This window comes from Oleiphilus sp. HI0125 (genome assembly GCF_001635355.1).
The window spans coordinates 1-17,100 of sequence record NZ_LWGF01000135.1 but is presented as its reverse complement, the minus strand read 5'-3'; the positions used below and the strand labels follow the sequence as shown (position 1 = coordinate 17,100).

General features: G+C 43.8%; 15 protein-coding genes and 1 tRNA gene. 2 read left to right on the top strand and 14 right to left on the bottom strand.

Annotated features, from left to right (window positions below; genetic code table 11):
* Positions 1–2: 2 nt before the first annotated feature.
* On the bottom strand, positions 3–1,760 hold the full coding sequence (locus A3762_RS02315) for an amidohydrolase family protein (protein ID WP_068753918.1): 1,758 nt from the start codon (positions 1,758–1,760) through the stop codon (positions 3–5).
* A 186-nt stretch (positions 1,761–1,946) separates the two neighbouring features.
* On the opposite strand from A3762_RS02315, the gene A3762_RS02310 reads away from it, so the two are divergent.
* A complete protein-coding gene (locus A3762_RS02310) occupies positions 1,947–2,414 on the top strand; it encodes a DUF4124 domain-containing protein (protein WP_068753917.1) in 468 nt (155 codons plus the stop codon).
* A complete protein-coding gene (locus tag A3762_RS02305; RefSeq protein ID WP_068753915.1) occupies positions 2,405–3,307 on the top strand; it encodes a M23 family metallopeptidase in 903 nt (300 codons plus the stop codon). Before A3762_RS02310 ends, A3762_RS02305 begins: the two co-directional genes overlap by 10 nt.
* 18 nt (positions 3,308–3,325) lie before the next feature.
* On the opposite strand, the gene A3762_RS02300 is transcribed toward A3762_RS02305, so the two are convergent.
* From A3762_RS02300 to A3762_RS02240, 13 genes are all read right to left on the bottom strand, one after another.
* Positions 3,326–4,216, bottom strand: coding sequence for an AEC family transporter (locus tag A3762_RS02300; RefSeq protein WP_068753913.1), 891 nt, complete (start codon positions 4,214–4,216; stop codon positions 3,326–3,328).
* A gap of 49 nt (positions 4,217–4,265) precedes the next feature.
* Positions 4,266–4,342: transfer RNA gene (locus tag A3762_RS02295), tRNA-Pro, on the bottom strand.
* 125 nt (positions 4,343–4,467) lie between these two features.
* Positions 4,468–4,824, bottom strand: a complete 357-nt coding sequence (locus A3762_RS02290) for a MerR family transcriptional regulator (RefSeq protein ID WP_068476600.1) — start codon at positions 4,822–4,824, stop codon at positions 4,468–4,470.
* On the bottom strand, positions 4,805–5,107 hold the full coding sequence (gene ihfA / locus A3762_RS02285; RefSeq protein WP_068503101.1) for an integration host factor subunit alpha: 303 nt from the start codon (positions 5,105–5,107) through the stop codon (positions 4,805–4,807). The genes A3762_RS02290 and ihfA overlap by 20 nt, the downstream gene beginning before the upstream one ends.
* Positions 5,108–5,110: 3 nt before the next feature.
* The gene (pheT, locus tag A3762_RS02280) at positions 5,111–7,483 is read right to left on the bottom strand and encodes a phenylalanine--tRNA ligase subunit beta (protein ID WP_068753911.1); all 2,373 of its coding nucleotides are present in this window, start codon (positions 7,481–7,483) and stop codon (positions 5,111–5,113) included.
* 20 nt (positions 7,484–7,503) lie between these two features.
* Positions 7,504–8,502 carry a phenylalanine--tRNA ligase subunit alpha gene (gene pheS, locus A3762_RS02275; protein ID WP_068753909.1) on the bottom strand — a complete coding sequence of 333 codons (999 nt, stop codon included), beginning with the start codon at positions 8,500–8,502 and terminating at the stop codon, positions 7,504–7,506.
* Positions 8,503–8,615: 113 nt separating this feature from the next.
* The gene (gene rplT, locus A3762_RS02270; RefSeq protein ID WP_068476609.1) at positions 8,616–8,975 is read right to left on the bottom strand and encodes a 50S ribosomal protein L20; all 360 of its coding nucleotides are present in this window, start codon (positions 8,973–8,975) and stop codon (positions 8,616–8,618) included.
* A 32-nt stretch (positions 8,976–9,007) separates the two neighbouring features.
* Positions 9,008–9,199 (bottom strand): 50S ribosomal protein L35, encoded by a 192-nt coding sequence (rpmI, locus tag A3762_RS02265; RefSeq protein ID WP_068476610.1) that lies wholly within the window; start codon positions 9,197–9,199, stop codon positions 9,008–9,010.
* Between the two features lie 76 nt (positions 9,200–9,275).
* Positions 9,276–9,794: a translation initiation factor IF-3 gene (gene infC, locus A3762_RS02260; RefSeq protein WP_068476613.1), complete on the bottom strand. Its 519-nt coding sequence runs from the start codon at positions 9,792–9,794 to the stop codon at positions 9,276–9,278.
* Between the two features lie 72 nt (positions 9,795–9,866).
* The gene (gene thrS, locus A3762_RS02255; protein ID WP_068753907.1) at positions 9,867–11,804 is read right to left on the bottom strand and encodes a threonine--tRNA ligase; all 1,938 of its coding nucleotides are present in this window, start codon (positions 11,802–11,804) and stop codon (positions 9,867–9,869) included.
* A 178-nt stretch (positions 11,805–11,982) separates the two neighbouring features.
* Entirely contained in the window at positions 11,983–14,343 is a 2,361-nt protein-coding gene (locus tag A3762_RS02250) for an RND family transporter (RefSeq protein ID WP_068753905.1), read from the bottom strand.
* A 37-nt stretch (positions 14,344–14,380) separates the two neighbouring features.
* Positions 14,381–15,541, bottom strand: a complete 1,161-nt coding sequence (locus A3762_RS02245) for a YCF48-related protein (RefSeq protein ID WP_068753903.1) — start codon at positions 15,539–15,541, stop codon at positions 14,381–14,383.
* A gap of 61 nt (positions 15,542–15,602) precedes the next feature.
* The gene (locus A3762_RS02240; RefSeq protein WP_068476621.1) at positions 15,603–16,985 is read right to left on the bottom strand and encodes a DUF1329 domain-containing protein; all 1,383 of its coding nucleotides are present in this window, start codon (positions 16,983–16,985) and stop codon (positions 15,603–15,605) included.
* Between the last annotated feature and the right edge of the window lie 115 nt (positions 16,986–17,100).

Genomic DNA, 17,100 nt, shown 5'->3' with positions numbered 1-17,100 from the left:
ATTTACACCTGAGTACCTGAAGCCGCTCTTAAGAACTGACCGAAGGCTCGCTCTTTACCGAGGCTCTCGACAATTTCTTCGTTCTCAAACGCTATATTTCCGTTAATAAGCACAGCATCTACCAAGCCTGGATTACGGTTAACCATGCGATCTATATTGCCAAACTCCTCAATAGGCGCTTCATGGTATAAATCTAGCTCTTGGTCCAGTCCTTCTGGGTCAAGTACAACGATATCAGCACGACTGCCTTCTCGAATATAGCCCGCATCGATATTGAACCAATCTGCTAGTTCACCAGTTACACGCCAAATAGCTTCCTCCATAGTCATAATATGGCGCCCCTCTTTCCCTGCATCGCGCACAAGCTTCAACAAACGCAGAGGGAAGTTGTAATAGGCCATATTACGAATATGCGCCCCAGAATCTGCAAAACTAATTAACAGGCTTTTTTCGCTTACTAACTTCTCTAACTTTGAATGCCTATAGTTTGCGATCACGGTATGCCAGCGCAACTGCGTTCCATATTCGACAACCAAATCAAGAAACACATCAACAGGATGCAGAGAACGCTGCTTTGCGACCTGCCCGAAACTCATACCTTTTAAGCTCTGATCTGGGCACTCAACAATCGTTGCGTCATTGAAGTCTCGCTGCCAAACACGAGGCCCCCATTTTTTGTCATATTCTTTTCGGAATCTTCGTCGATACCCTTCATCTTTCATTAAGGTATTACGCTCAACTTCATCTCTTAAATGCAAGGCTGCCTCACCTGCACCAAACTCTTCAAAAATAACTAAGTCGATGCCATCGGCATATACCTCAAACGGGTTGGGTAAAGATTGCCAACGAAAATCAGCTTTACCTAGCTTATTGATCAAACGTGTAATTGGCGCAACAACCGATACAAGCATTGGATTGGCTTTCAAATCCATCAAAGAAATCAAGGTTGTCTTGAGTGGCTTTCTGAAAAATAGCCCCATACTTTCCCAGAAGAAAAGGAACATATTTACCTTTGTGACGATGTTGGGTGCGCCTTGATGAATCGCATCATACTTACGTAGCACAGCATTTAGACGACGAAATTCTTTCCACTTAGCATAGGTCGAAGGCAGTGAAGCGCTACGATAACGATCTCCATCTAACTTGTCCCAAGACGTCGTCATGGCTGACATACCTAGCAAACCGTGTTTCAAGGCGTCATCCAGCATGGATTCCATCTTTTGATATTCATGCTCTGAAATATCTGCGTTGCGATCTACTGCACGCCCCAAACCTAAGACAGCAGCCCTAATTTCAGAATGACCAATAAAGCTACTAATGTTTGGCCCTAGAGGATGCTGTTCTAGAAATTCAACGTACTCACTTACGTTGGTCCAAGTTTTCTTTTCCTTCAACAAGGGAAGAACATGTTCTCTGGGAACAGACTCAACACGCGTAAATAGATCAGAGCAATCCTCAGCATCTAATGACGTCATGCTAATGGAACAATTGCCTATAGTGACCGTCGTGACGCCATGGCGAACAGATTCTTTCAAGCCCGGCGACGCAATCAACTCTGCATCATAGTGTGTATGTGTATCGATAAATCCGGGGGTCACCCATTTTCCTGAAGCATCGATGACACTATCTGCTGACGTAATCGGCTGATCACTCAACTGTGCCACGACACCATCCTTGATCCCGACATGTTTTATCTTTGAATGAGATTTTGAGCCATCAAACAAGATCCCATGATTGATCGCAATATCGAACTGAGCCATATTTCCTCCCCCGTATTTTTATTTTTTTACGAGTCAATGCGTAACTTGATTGAAGTAAACACTAATTTAGGAATGACGATACTTCTAGCCCATCACAAATAATTGATGAAATCGGACTTGTTAGAAGTTTTTGCGCCACGTAGCATATTTCATTCATTAAGGAAGAACGCTTTAAAAGGACTTTAAATGCCAAATCGACGCAACAAAAACCTATACCTCATAGCCTGCACTTTTAGCATCATGTTGACTAATTTCGCGCACGGACAAGTCTATAAGTGGGTCGATGATGAAGGTAAAACGCACTTTGGAGATCGACCTCCAACTGGAACATCAGCTACAAATATCAGTGATGACATCCAGCCTCTTAATATCTCAACAGATCTCAGCAATCCTGAAATGGTTAAGAATGCCAAAGAACAATGGCGTGCTGAAAAAATCCAAGCCGCAGAGCAAAAAATTCTCTTAGAAAAACAAAATGCCGAAATTCAAGCCGCCAAAAAGAAGTATTGTGAAGAAGCTGCGAAGCGTCTAGCCGACATTCAAGGTCCCGTCGTTTTTTATGATGAACACGGTGAATTCGTGAAAGTAACAGAACAAGAACGGGAACAACGCGAAAAAGACTTACGCGCAGAGATTCAAAGAACGTGCAAATAATAATTAGCGCTCTTGCTCTTTCCTTTATCCTCGTTTCGCAACATGTTGTTGCAAAGATATACAAATACCAGGACGCGAATGGAAACTGGCTTTTTACAGATAAAAAGCCTGAGGCCAAAAACGCTCAATCCATCAACATAAGAAAGACGAAAAAAGATTCTCCTCCAGAGGTTTCATTAAGCAAAACTATCACCGGGGACAAGGCGGAGTTTCGTATCGAAAACAAGCTACTAACCTCAGTTCATTGCGAAGTTCAATTACCCGAGGAAGAACCTAACACTTACCTTGTTCAAGCATTCTCAAACACAGTTATCTTGCAAACTGATCGCACTCACATGCGTACAAACGAGATAGAATTCTGGTGCATACTCGGAGATCCACATACAAGACTAGACGCCACTGCAACTTACCTTGTTCCGTTCAAAGGCCACCGCCTTTTAGAGGTTTCTCAAGGTTTCAACGGGCGCTTCAGCCATGCACAGGAACCTCAAATACATGCTGTGGATATCGCCATGCCCATTGCAACACCAATTAGCGCTGCGCGCGATGGCATCGTAATCAGCATTAAAAACAACTATTCCTACGCAGGGACCAATAGCGGCTTTTTTCTAGACAAAGCTAATTACGTGCAAGTACTTCATGAAGATGGCACCTATGCCATGTACGGCCACTTATTAATGGGCAAGATAGATGTCGCAGTAGGAGATAAAGTCAAAGCTGGCGATTTGCTTGGTCGCTCTGGTAACTCAGGTTTTTCGACCGGCCCACATTTACACTTTGTGATTCAATACAACGACCAAGGTACGATGAAATCTGTGCCCTTCCGATTCATACAATCTGATGGCTCCACTGTAAAACCAAAACAAGGCATGTGGTTAAAACCGTCACGCTAAAAAGCGTAATTAGATTCATTAAAGGACAAAAGTGAACACGATCGGGAGAGTAATAAGCGCCGATAGATTTCCTAACAACACGATAGATGCAACACGATCAGGCTCTTGATTCAACTGCTCTGCGATCAAAAAATTCAGTACTGCTGGAGGCAAAGCGGCAAAGATCACAAGCATCGCAATGAGATCTTTCGATAAACCTGTGAAAGGCAAAACCATTGCGAGCACCAATGCCAAACTCAATAAGCCAGAAAGTGGTGCCCAGATTGCTGAAACGAGCCCGAGACGGATATCAGAAAGTTGCGTTTGGGCCATTCGCGCACCTAGCGATAACAGCATTAGCGGGATGGATATCTGACCTAGCATTTCAACGCCAATAGCTACTGGTTGCGGCACAGAAAAATCTAAATGAGCGACCACAACACCCACGAGCGTTGCTTGCAAGATCGGGATTTTCAGTAACGATAATAAAGATGATTCTGTTCTTAACATCCGCATTCCCAAAGAAAAATGCAGTGTATTTTCAATCAAAAATAAAATCACAGCTGCTGCGATAGCCTGTTCGCCAAATGCAAGTAACAGTGTCGGCAACCCTAAGTTTCCAGAGTTTCGAAACATCATTGGAGGAAGAAAAGTTCTCCAAGAAACACCTAAACGCTTCGTTAAAGGGATCGATAACAGACCAGGTAGGAGTACAACCAACACCGCAACAAATGCGAATAGCAAATACTGATCAAGCTCAATATTTTTTTGCGACAGTACTGAAAAAATTAGAAAAGGAGTAAATAGATTTAAATTCAGCTTATTCACAACTGACAAATCAGGCTGTGATTTTTTCGCAAAGAAAAAACCAACTCCCACAATTAAAATGATTGGTCCGAGTATTCCGATTATGCGATCGAACAATTCCATTACGATGTTCCAAATCGATTCAAAGAGAAACAACTTTAGAAAAGAAAAATGGTCGGGATGAGAGGATTTGAACCTCCGACCACCTACACCCCATGCAGGTGCGCTACCAGGCTGCGCTACATCCCGAAGAGACTACAAACGAGCGTTTGTGAGACGGCGCAATAATAACTTAGGCCCAAAAAGAAATAAACCTGATACACAAAAAAGCACGCCGAAGCGTGCTTTTATAATGTTGTAAGAGGCGCGAAAATTTAAGCGTTTAGAACTTCCAATACTTCTTCCAACTCAGCAATCATTTCTTTGATTAGCTGATTTGGTTTTTCGTTATCAGAACCATCCGAATCACTCGCCAACTTCTGCTTCGCTCCGCCAATGGTATAACCTTCATCATACAACAGACTTCTAATCTGTCGGATCATCAAGACATCTTGGCGCTGATAATAACGTCGGTTTCCGCGACGTTTAACAGGCGATAGCTGAGGGAATTCTTGCTCCCAATATCTAAGTACGTGGGCTTTGACGCCACATAGTTCACTTACTTCACCAATTGTGAAGTAACGCTTTCCGGGAATAACCGGCAATTCGTGATTATGACTGGGTTCCAGCATATTCTTCTACTTTTGCTTTTAATTTTTGACCGGGTCTAAACGTTACCACACGACGAGCAGAAATGGGAATCTCTTCCCCCGTTTTGGGATTTCTGCCCGGGCGCTGTTTCTTATCGCGTAGATCGAAGTTACCAAAACCAGAAAGTTTGACTTGTTCATTGTGGGCCAAGGCATCACAAATCTCTTCAAAAAACGCTTCAACCATCTCTTTGGATTCGCGCTTATTCAAACCAACTTCCTCATATAGGCTTTCCGCCATATCTGCTTTGGTCAAAGCTCCCATGCTCTAACTCCTTATTTTTGCATCAAACCTCGCAGAAAGTGCAGTGACAACCTTGTCAAACGATTGAGTTATCTCTTCGTCATTCAACGTACGATCCACACGCTGCCAACTCATCCCCATCGCGATGCTCTTCAAACCATCACCTAGGTTGTCGCCAACATATACATCAAACACGTTCAAATCGACTAAGTCTTCACCCGCATTTTCGCGAACTACTGATTCAATATCCTGGTAAGAAACATCACTTTTTATAAGAATCGCTAGATCGCGTCTTACACCAGGATACTTCGAAACTTCAGTAAAATTAGACACTTGGCCTTTTACTGTTTCATCTAAGCGTAGTTCAAAGAGAAAGACTGAGCCATTCAAATCGAAAGTTTTTTGCAATTTAGGGTGTAATTTACCGAAATAACCGATAATTTCACCTTGCTTCACAATCTGAGCGCTCTGGCCAGGGTGCAAAGCACTATTTTGACCTTTCTCAAACGCGACTGATTTATCAATACTAAAGAGTAGTGCCTCTAAATCAGCTTTCACATCATAAAAATCAACAACACGTTTTTCGTTACACCAGTTTTCTTCAGCGACATTTCCGACGACAACGCCCGAGAGCATTCGCGTTTGAACAATCTCACCATCGACATCAATAAACTTGAGTCCGGTTTCGAAGAACTTAATTCGTGATTGTTGACGCTTCTGATTATATGAAGCGGCATTCAGTAGACCAGTCCAGAGCGAAGTGCGCATTACGCCCATATCTGTCGAGATTGGGTTTGCTAAAGGAATTGCCGTTTCATTCGTAGCCAATGCATCTTGCTGCGTTTGCTCAACAAAGCTGTACGTTATTGCCTCCTGATAACCGAGACTTACCAACTTATCTTCAAGGACGTGATACGGCGTGGTCGCTTCATCATCAGCAACTAGATTTAATCCGCCTTGAGTGGTCGTTTTAGGAAGATTGTTATAACCATAAATTCGACCTACCTCTTCAACCAAATCTGGCTCGATGGAAATATCGAAACGATAGGATGGAATCGCAAACTCCCACGATACATCGTCACTTGAAAGAAGCTCCAAACCTAAGCGAGTAAGAATGTCTACAACCTCATCACTCGGAATAGAAATACCTAGCAGAGACTCAAGTTTCTCGGCGCGTAACCGTACCGTTCTCTTTTCAGGCAAATTAGCTGTATCTGAAGTATCAACAACTGGACCAGCTTCGCCGCCCATAATCTGGAGCAGTAATTCTGTCGCACGTTCCATAGCAGTACGTTGCAATTCATGGTCGACACCTCGCTCATAACGATGCGAAGAATCAGTATGAAGACCATATGAACGCGCTTTGCCAGCAATAGCCAAAGGAGAGAAAAACGCACACTCAAGAAAAACATCTTGAGTCTTCGAGGTCACGCCAGTGTCTTGACCGCCCATAATGCCAGCCATCGCAAGAGGTCCTTTCTCATCAGCAATCACCAAAGTATCATCTCTGAGTTCTGCTTCTTGGCCATCTAGAAGCGTTAACTTTTCACCAGCTTTGGCGAAACGTACGTCGATTGAACCATTCAATGTATTCAAATCGAATGCGTGCATAGGTTGACCCAGCTCAAGCAAAATGTAATTTGTTACATCAACAGCGGGTTCAATGCTACGGAGACCACAACGACGAAGTTTCTCTGCCATCCATAATGGTGTTTCAGCATTTGGATTTACGCCACGAATGACACGTCCTAAATACTTAGGGCAAGCTTCGGAGGCCGTCAGTGAGACCGGGAAGGTATCATCAATGGTCGCGCTAAGTGCATTAACAACCGGAGCGGAAACCGCTTCTTTGTTCAAAACGCCGACTTCACGCGCAAGGCCTGCAATTGAGAGACAATCACTACGATTTGGAGTCAAATCAACTTCGATCGTGTTGTCATCGAGCTTTAGCCATTCATACACCGATTCACCTAAAGGTGCATCGAGCGGCAATTCCATCAAACCATCTGAGCTTTCTGCCAAACCAAGTTCCGCTTCTGCACATAACATCCCAAAAGACTCTACGCCTCTTAGTTTCGCTTTCTTGATTTTAAAATTACCTGGCAATAGCGCACCAACTTGAGCAAAAGGAATCTTGATGCCTGCGCGCGCATTCGGAGCTCCGCACACCACATTAAATGTTTCTTTGCCATCACTCACCTGACAAACTCTGAGTTTATCAGCATCCGGGTGCTGTTCAGCAGAAAGGATCTCTGCCACGACAACGCCACTAAACTCGCCTGCAACACGTTCTATACCATCGACCTCAAGGCCTGCCATCGTAACTTGATGCAAAAGTGCTTCGGTTTCAATTGCAGGATTTACCCACTCTCTAAGCCATTGTTCGCTGAACTTCATTGAGATTCCACTTTCTATTTTTAATTAAATTGTTGAAGAAAACGAAGATCGTTTTCAAAGAACATTCTTAAGTCATTTACGCCATAGCGGAGCATGGCTAAACGCTCAACACCAAGACCAAATGCAAAGCCAGAATACTTCTCTGCATCAATGCCGCTAGCTTCAAAAACTTTCGGGTGCACCATTCCACATCCCATTACTTCAAGCCACTTAGTAGAGCCGTCTGCATTGCGCCCCCATTCGATATCGACTTCAGCCGATGGTTCTGTGAAAGGGAAATATGAAGGACGGAAACGCACTTCTAAATCTTTTTCAAAGAAGACTTTTAAGAACTCTTCAATCGTTGATTTAAGGTCGGCAAAACTAACTTTTTCCTCAACCAATAAACCTTCTACTTGGTGGAACATCGGTGTATGCGTTTGATCTGAGTCACAACGATAAACTCGTCCAGGACAAATCATACGAAATGGAGGTTCACCCTTTTCCATCGTGCGAACTTGCACAGGTGAAGTGTGCGTACGCAAAAGAGTATTGGCGTTGAAGTAGAAGGTGTCATGCATCGCTCTCGCTGGGTGATGCCCAGGAATATTAAGCGCTTCAAAGTTGTGGTAGTCGTCTTCGATCTCAGGACCCACTTCAACTGAATAACCCGCCTTAGCAAAAAACGATTCAATTCGACGCATCGTTTTTGTTACCGGGTGAAGGCCGCCAAGGTCGGTAGCTCGACCAGGCAAGGTAACATCAACCGCTTCAGACATGAGCTGTGCTTCAAGCGCTTTCTGTTCCATAGAATCTTTTTTAGTACTGAGGTTAGCCATGACGGCTTCTTTGGCCTCATTGATCTTAGCACCAGCTGCTGGTCGCTCTGCTGGATCTAGCTTGCCAAGACCTTTAAGTAATGCAGTGATTTGGCCTTTCTTACCAAGATAATCAACGCGTACCTGATCCAGTTCAGCGATAGTAGAGGCGTCGGATACCGCCTTGTTCGCGCTCTGGACGAGTTGATCTAGGTTTTCCATTTATTGTTCTCCGAAAACAAAAATAGGGGGCATAGCCCCCTATTAAAATGTGCTCGATTCGTGCGGGCTGCTGAATCTAAATTAGCTTTTCAACAGTTCCTCACAAACGGCTTTTAGTTAGCTAATGCTGATTTAGCCTTTTCAACAACCGCTGCAAATACAGGCGCATCGTTCATTGCGAGATCTGCAAGAACTTTACGATCGATTTCAACGTTTGATTTTTTCAAGCCAGCAATAAGACGGCTGTATGACAAACCGTTCAAACGCGCACCAGCATTGATACGTGCAATCCACAATTGACGGAATTGACGCTTACGCTGCTTACGGTCACGGTATGCATATTGACCAGCTTTGATAACTGCTTGTTTAGCTACACGAAATACTCGGCTACGAGCTCCGTAGTAACCTTTAGCTTGCTTTAATACTTTCTTGTGGCGACGGTGCGCGGTAACTCCACGTTTTACGCGAGGCATAGTGTTCTCCTAAACTAAATTTTTTGAACCAATTAGATACGCAACATGCGCTTGATTGACGCTTGATCCGCGTCTGCAACTTGCTTGCAACCGCGAAGCTGACGCTTACGCTTTGGCGACTTTTTGGTCAAAATGTGGCTAGTAAAGGATTGCTTATGCTTGAATCCGTTGGCTGTCTTTTTAAAGCGTTTAGCCGCACCGCTTTTTACTTTCATCTTAGGCATAATAACTCACTCCGCATTGGATCAATATTTGAGTAAAACAAAGCGCCTAGTTGTGGCGAGTAACCACAGCTGTGTTTTACTTTCTCTTTTTAGGGGCTAGAACCATCATCATTTGACGACCTTCCATTTTTGGTCGCTGTTCGACAGTGCCGTACTCTTCAAGATCACGTTCGATCCTTTCAAGTGCTTGCATACCGATCTCCTGATGGGCCATTTCACGACCTCGATAACGAATCGTCACCTTAGCCTTGTCCCCATTTTCAAGGAAACGTATCAGGTTGCGCAGTTTTACCTGATAATCCCCTTCTTCCGTCCCTGGCCTTAACTTAATTTCTTTAACTTGGGTCTGCTTTTGCTTCTTGCGCTGAGCTGCCTTTTGTTTTTTCTCTTCGAATATCTTCTTGCCGTAGTCCATGATCTTACACACAACAGGATCGCTATCTGCAATCTGAACAAGATCCAAAGACACGCTTTCCGCTCTTGCAAGAGCATCTTTAAGAGGAACGATACCAACTTGTTCGCCATCCTCTGCAATTAAACGTACTTCGTCCGCTACGATATTCTCATTAATGGTGGCCTTCTTCGCCTTCCCCATTTGGTTATTTCGCTTAATGTCGAATTCTCCAATTAATCAAAAACAAAAAGACAGCCGTGAGTAAGCTAAACGCTACTCACTAGTGTCTGTGCTACGTCCTTTATTTTTAGACTCTTTTTCAAATAGTTCTAGTACTTGATCTTGAATCATCACACCAAGGTCTTCACCCTTGCGTGTTCGGACAGCCACGGTCCCACTTTCCATTTCCTTATCACCCACAACAAGCAAATAAGGAACCTTGGCAATTGTGTGCTCGCGGATTTTAAAGCCGATTTTCTCGTTTCTCAAGTCCAAGTGAGCCCTAAAGCCCTGTGTATATAGCTTTTCTCGCAATATTTCACAATATTCTGACTGTTTATCGGTAATATTTAAGATTACAGCCTGCTCTGGAGCTAACCAAAACGGCATCGCACCTTCGTAATGCTCAATCAATATACCAATAAAACGTTCTAAAGAGCCGAACAAAGCTCGGTGCAACATCACCGGCCGTTTGCCACGCTCACCCTCTTCATCGACATAAGAAATATCAAAGCGCTCAGGCAAGTTCATATCGACCTGTAAGGTACCGCACTGCCAATCTCGACCAATCGCATCTCTTAGCACAAATTCAAGCTTCGGGCCGTAGAAAGCGCCTTCACCCGGGTACAAAACATAATCCAAGTCCATAGCCTCAAGAGCTTTACTTAAAGCGCCCTCCAACTTGTCCCATACCTCATCACTACCAATACGCTTTTCTGGTCGAGTAGACAATTTGATTACTACATCATCAAATCCGAAGTCTTTATAGATATCCAAAACAAGAGCTACAACATCAATACACTCTTGTTCCATCTGCTGTTCAGTACAGTAGATGTGCGCATCATCTTGCGTAAAGTGGCGAACGCGCATTAAGCCATGCAAAGAACCTGAAGGCTCATAGCGATGCACCTTGCCGAATTCTGCCATGCGCAAAGGTAAGTCTTTATAGCTCTTGAGACCTTGTGAGAACATCAGCACTGAGCCAGGGCAGTTCATTGGCTTAAGTGCGAAATTACGACCATCTTCAGTATCAGTCGTAAACATGTTTTCTCGATAATTAAACCAGTGACCTGAAGTCTCCCAAAGGCTCCGATCCATAACGTCTGGGGTATTTACTTCAATATAACCGGCACGCTCTTGACGCACACGCATGTAGCCAATAAGGCTATTAAAGAGCTTCCAACCTTTCGGATGCCAAAAAACTGATCCAGGCGCTTCGTCCTGCATATGGAACAAATCAAGTTTCTTACCGATCTTACGATGGTCACGCTTCTCTGCTTCAACTAAACGATTTAAATGCTGCTTAAGCTGTTTTTTATCCGCGAATGCTGTTCCGTAAATACGTTGCAGCATTTTGTTGTCAGAATCACCGCGCCAGTAGGCACCTGAAACTCGCATCAACTTAAAGTGATGGCAGAATTTCATGTTCGGTACATGCGGCCCACGACACATATCAATATATTCTTCGTGGTGATAAAGACCCGGCGTCGCATCTTTCGGAATATCACGTTCCAGAATCTCTAACTTATATGTCTCACCACGTTCTTTGAAGGTATCAACAGCTTCTTGCCAAGTTGCCACTTTCTTAACAACGTCATAATCCGTTTTAGCAAGCTCGAGCATACGCTTCTCGAGTTTTTCGACATCTTCGTCCGTTAACTTGTGCTCAAGATCGATGTCATAATAGAAACCATTTTCGATAACAGGACCGATTGCCATTTTCGTGTTAGGCCACAATTGCTTGATCGCATGACCTAATAAATGCGCACAAGAATGACGAATAATCTCAACGCCTTCATCATCTCGACCGGTAATAATACTAAGCTCTGCATCGCCTTCGATGAGATCACAAGCGTCTTTTAATTCGCCATTAACACGGCCTGCAATGGTCGCTTTAGCTAAACCAGGACCAATATCCTGCGCAACTTCTAAAATGGAGACTGCTTTATCAAAAGAACGGTTAGAACCGTCGGGAAGAGTAATTACTGGCACATCAACCTCGCTTCAGTGGTGGCCCCTACAATGGGTCACATGATGGTATAAAAAATAAAAGAGAGCGGATTTTATACGATTCGCTCCAAAATGAAACAGCCGACTATAAAAGTCGGCCATATTTAATAATTTGTGAGAACAACGCCCGATATCTAGATCGAACGCTGTACTCAAGAATTTATGCCGTTTTCTTGGTTTTCACCAAGAAACGCGCAAGCGCTGGAAGCAACCACATTGAACCGATCATGTTCCACAAGAACATAAAGAACAACAAGATTCCCATATCTGCTTGGAACTTAATCGGAGAGAAGATCCAGGTACAAACACCAATACCCAAAGTAACACCAGTAAAGCTTACTGCTTTACCTGTCGTACGAAGTGTTTGGAAATAAGCCTCCTGCAAAACCAAGCCTTCTTTCAACTTAGTCTCTAGCTGGCTGTAAATATAGATCCCATAATCGACACCAATACCCACACCAAGCGCAATAACTGGCAAAGTTGCCACCTTCACACCAATGCCTAATTGCGCCATTAGCGCCTCACACAGAACTGAAGTTAAGGCTAGAGGAGTGATGATACACACAACTGCCGCAATCGAACGGAAGGTAATCAAACACAAGATACTGACCACTGCATAAACAGAAAGCAGCATCACAGTTTTCGCTTTTTCAATCACCTGATTAGTTGCGGCTTCAACACCGGCATTACCTGCCGCGAGCAGGAACTCATAGTTTTCGCTCGGGTACTCTTCAATTAAGACCTGCATCTCTTGTATCACACGATCAAGTGTCTCAGCCTTATGGTCATCGAGATACACGATCATTGGCGTCATACTACAGTCCGTATTCATCAAGCCCGATGGCGCTCGTTGAATAGATGAATTGATAATCGACTGATTACGCGATAATTCGAACCACTTAAAACTACCTTCGTTCAATGCTTTAGTAACAAGCTTAGAGACCGTTACGAGCGACGCTGTAGATTGCACACCTTCAACATTCTCTAGACGCCATTGCATGCGATCCATTACGTCCAATAACTCATACGAAGCACATTGCTCTGGCGGAGTTTTCACCATCACAACAAGAATATCAGCACTGGTACTGTAGTTATCAATAATAAATTCATTATCTAGGTTGTATCTGGAGTCTGGCCTTAGCTCCGGAGCACCACGATCTAAGTCACCAATTTTTAGATCTTTTTGATAGTACAGACCAATTACACAGCCTAGGATCGCAATCATAATAGAGATAGGTGCGATACTCTGATGAGACATAAATGAAAGTACACGCCATGGTTTATGATCACTCATTTCAACCTTCTTCGCATGCTTCAGTCCGCCTTTACTCAAACCGGTATAAGACATCATCACTGGGTGCAAAATAAGGTTCGTCACAATGATCACAGCGACACCTAGACCTGCGGCAACAGCTAGGTCACGAATAACTTCAATCTCAATGAAGAACAACGTTAAGAAACCAATCGCATCACTCACTAAAGCCAAAATGCCCGGACGCACTAAGTTACGAAATGCCATGCGTGCACTCATAAGCGCATTTAGGCCCGAGGCTTGCTGAACAGCAATCTGATTTACAATTTGAACACCGTGGCTAATACCAATCGCAAATACCAGGAATGGAATTAGCACCGAATACGGGTCGAGCCCATAACCAAACAAACGCAATAAACCGAGCTGCCAAATAACAGCGACAATAGAAGTCACAATTGGAATCACTGTCGCGATTGGACAGCGAGAATAGATATACAAGAAGCTAAGTGTTAAACCGATAGTAACAAGCGCGAACGTCGCGATCGCACCAATACCGTCAATCAAGTCACCGACTTTTTTCGCAAAGCCTACAATATGAATCGAAATATTTGGATTAGATGCTTGGTATTTCTCGCGAACCTTTTCCTCAAGCTCTTTAGAGAACGCTTGGTAATCGAGAGGCTCTTGAGTTTCTGGGTTAATTTCAAATAACGGCGCATAAATGATGGTCGATTTGAAGTCATCGGCAACTAAACTACCAACCTGACCAGACTTCAATATATTGGCACGCAACTGATCCAATGATGCTTGAGAACCATCATAACCGTTAGGAATAACAGGGCCACCCTGAAAACCATCTTCGGTTACTTCGACCCAACGCACGTTTGGCGTCCAAAGAGACTTCAAAGATGATCGGTCAACACCCGAGAGATAAAACACCTCATCAGTCAATTCACTAAGCGTCTCCATGTACGCTTTGTTAAAAATATCTCCATCTTTCGCTGCTACAGCAATACGAATAAAGTTTCCTAAATTCTCCAAATCAGAACGGTTGTCCATCATATTTTGAACAAACTCATGCTCTAACGGAATCAATCGCTCAAAAGATGCATCGGGTTTAATTTGGGCTGCGTTAAAGCCTAAAAAAGCGGTTATTAGAAGAAAAATCCCCAGAATCACTGGGCGATTTTTAAATATTAAGCGCTCCGCGACCGTACCGGAACCAACACTATTGTTCGTTCCCGCAGAACTTTGATCGGCATTTGCCATTCGTAAATCCTCTTACACTATCACTAGTAAAAATTGTCTAAAGATTCTTGCCTGATGGACTAACTAACTCCACGCCAGACTCACCCACGAGCGCCAAACGATCACGGGTAATGTAAACCATCGCAGTATGACCTAAACGATCTGCGCGGGAATACGAAGAGAATGTTTCACCGCCATCATTGCTGACTATCACAGTCCCTGCATTACCAGTAATGCTAATTTGCTTATTACCATCTAACGCACCGCCCATCAGTGAACTTTCTGTGCCCGAATCAACTTTTGACCACGAGCGACCAGCATTGACGGTCTTAAACAAGTTTCCACGGAGACCAAATACCAAGGCGCTGTTTTTATCCTTGAGAGGCAAAACACCGAAAAACGAACCTTCATACGGACTATTTACCGTATCCCAAGATTGACCTTTATCACTTGAGGTAAACAACACACCCGCTTCACCTGCAATGATCAAATTGCCACCTTCAAGAACCTTAATCGCGTTCAAATGAAAACGATCTAAGTTATCCAGACGGTCGCCGGCATTTTCCCATGTGCGACCACCATCTGTCGTTTCGAACAAAAACCCATAAGCACCCACTGCAAAACCATGCGTGTCAGTCAAAAATGCAACATCTAAGAAAGGCTTTGACGCACCAATTTCAGCATCAAGTTCAGCATCCTCGAGCGCATATTGAGCATCTTCAAGTTCATACTCGAGATCTTCGTCTGAGCCACCACTTTCATCTAATTCAAACTCTAACTCAGCGATGTAAGCTTCGGCTTGCTCTATGATGGATTGATTAGCTTGGTTACCATCAAACTGTTTCACCCAGCTTAAACCACCGTCATTTGAATGCAGAATGACTCCGCCATGACCAACTGCCCACCCTTTATCCGACGAGACAAAATCAACAGCAGTGAGTAAAACAGATACAGGAACATCCGCTTGCTGCCAAGAAGATCCTCGCGAATCAGAATGAATAATGTGGCCTCGCGCGCCAACAGCAACTAAACGCTGACCAAGATTTTCAATATCAACCAATAAATATTCAGAGGCTAATTCAGAAGGGTAGGAAGGAGTATTTAATACATCCATTGCGTGAAGCGAAAACGAGCTACCTACAACACTCGCCCCTATAAATGCTTGCGCTAGCTTTCGTCCCCCTAGAAGACCAAAACAGCGATGAAAAATAGAATTCATCTATTATCCTTAAAACGTTCAAACGCCCCATTTAATGGAGCGTCATGTAACTATAAGTTGGTTATCGTGCTCGGCGACGCAAAGACTGCGGCTTAAAATAACGTTTACCAGGAACCTTGCTTTCAAACAAAGGGGCCTGTCGTTCTTCAGAGTACAATCCATTGACACTATATCGACGCGACTGCAAGTCATGAAAAACATCCGAGGTAGTCCAAGTGCCCGGCAATTCGTAATAGTTTTTCAGCATTGCAGCGCTTACTCTCCAAAGCTCACCACGGTTGTCATACTGATCAACCAAAGCAATACTCCAAGAGTCTTCATCTATATAAAACACTCGCTTCTTGTATATGTGGCGAGCTCCTTTTTTGAGGTTTGCTTCTACGACATGCACTCGGTGTAATTCCCAGCGCACATACTCTGGGTTCAAGTGCCCAGGCATAACTAAGTCATCGTATTTAACACCCTCACGCCCAATCTTATAGTTATTGTACGGAATAAAGATTTCCTGAACGCCTTTATATTCCCAATCATAGCGATCAGGCGCGCCATTATACATATCTGTGTCGTCAGCGGTACGAGTATTATCCGATGAAGCAATCGGAGAATCGTAAGCTAAGTTTGGAGCACGACGCACACGGCGCTGTCCAGCATTGTAATCCCATGCTTGGCGTGCATCTTCAGACTGGTCTAATGTTTCGTGAACAAGCAAAGCACCACCAGCAAGTCGCGCAGGCGCTTTGTTAAAGGTTAAGAAATAGAACAAGATGTTATCCATTTCTTTAAAGCTTCCCTCTGGGTTATGGAAGTTAAAGAAAACCTCTTGTTGCTTGGTTATAGGCGTGAATCGGCCATCTCTTTGAACGGCAACCTCTGTGTAGCGACCTTCAAGAAAAATACCGCGCCAACGTGTTAAATGGTTCCAGATCGCTTGCAAAGCTTTGTCTTGATTGCTGCCATGAAGTATTGGAAATGGGATGCCACCGTATGCGTCATTAATTCCCACACCGCCCTTTGACAAGGTAGCGGTCGTCGCATTTTCTTTCGTATTTTGATTTACCCAATCCGGCATAGCATGTGTGCGTCGAGTTGGGTAAACATCCATTGAAAAGCTATTTGGATAAGCTTCCATCAAGGCGTATTGCCCTGGAGTCATATATTTCTCAAAGCCTGGATAGTTGCTTTTATCAATGCTGAATTTAATTTTGTCATCGGGAAAAGGATCTACATGATGGTGCCCTGCCCCTTCATATCCAGCCGGCGGCGTCTTTAGACCACCATTCCAAGCAGGTATCGTACCCGCTTCATTGCCTTCCATTATAGAGCCAAACGGCGTAAGGGACTTGCCCAGTTTATCGGCCTCAGCTTGCGATACTTTCGCATCAACACTCGCAGCAAACGTACCGCAAGCAAGCACCGAGCCTAAAAGCAATGTTCTTATTGTCATGAGATTTCCTTTATTAAAACAAGGCTGATCCACAAGAAAAGGATCTGAAAAGCCAATGCAGTTTTATAACTATATCTAATTAACTTTTAGCAGAAATTTCGTCTCTGTCTAACGA

Coding starts and splice junctions, on each gene's coding strand:
- rpmI (WP_068476610.1), bottom strand. CDS start 9,199: ATGCCTAAGATGAAAGTAAAAAGCGGTGCGGCTAAACGCTTTAAAAAG.
- A3762_RS02250 (WP_068753905.1), bottom strand. CDS start 14,343: ATGGCAAATGCCGATCAAAGTTCTGCGGGAACGAACAATAGTGTTGGT.
- ihfA (WP_068503101.1), bottom strand. CDS start 5,107: ATGGGAGCTTTGACCAAAGCAGATATGGCGGAAAGCCTATATGAGGAA.
- rplT (WP_068476609.1), bottom strand. CDS start 8,975: ATGCCTCGCGTAAAACGTGGAGTTACCGCGCACCGTCGCCACAAGAAA.
- A3762_RS02245 (WP_068753903.1), bottom strand. CDS start 15,541: ATGAATTCTATTTTTCATCGCTGTTTTGGTCTTCTAGGGGGACGAAAG.
- pheT (WP_068753911.1), bottom strand. CDS start 7,483: ATGAAGTTCAGCGAACAATGGCTTAGAGAGTGGGTAAATCCTGCAATT.
- A3762_RS02290 (WP_068476600.1), bottom strand. CDS start 4,824: ATGCTGGAACCCAGTCATAATCACGAATTGCCGGTTATTCCCGGAAAG.
- A3762_RS02240 (WP_068476621.1), bottom strand. CDS start 16,985: ATGACAATAAGAACATTGCTTTTAGGCTCGGTGCTTGCTTGCGGTACG.
- A3762_RS02300 (WP_068753913.1), bottom strand. CDS start 4,216: ATGGAATTGTTCGATCGCATAATCGGAATACTCGGACCAATCATTTTA.
- infC (WP_068476613.1), bottom strand. CDS start 9,794: ATGGGGAAGGCGAAGAAGGCCACCATTAATGAGAATATCGTAGCGGAC.
- A3762_RS02310 (WP_068753917.1), top strand. CDS start 1,947: ATGCCAAATCGACGCAACAAAAACCTATACCTCATAGCCTGCACTTTT.
- pheS (WP_068753909.1), bottom strand. CDS start 8,502: ATGGAAAACCTAGATCAACTCGTCCAGAGCGCGAACAAGGCGGTATCC.
- A3762_RS02315 (WP_068753918.1), bottom strand. CDS start 1,760: ATGGCTCAGTTCGATATTGCGATCAATCATGGGATCTTGTTTGATGGC.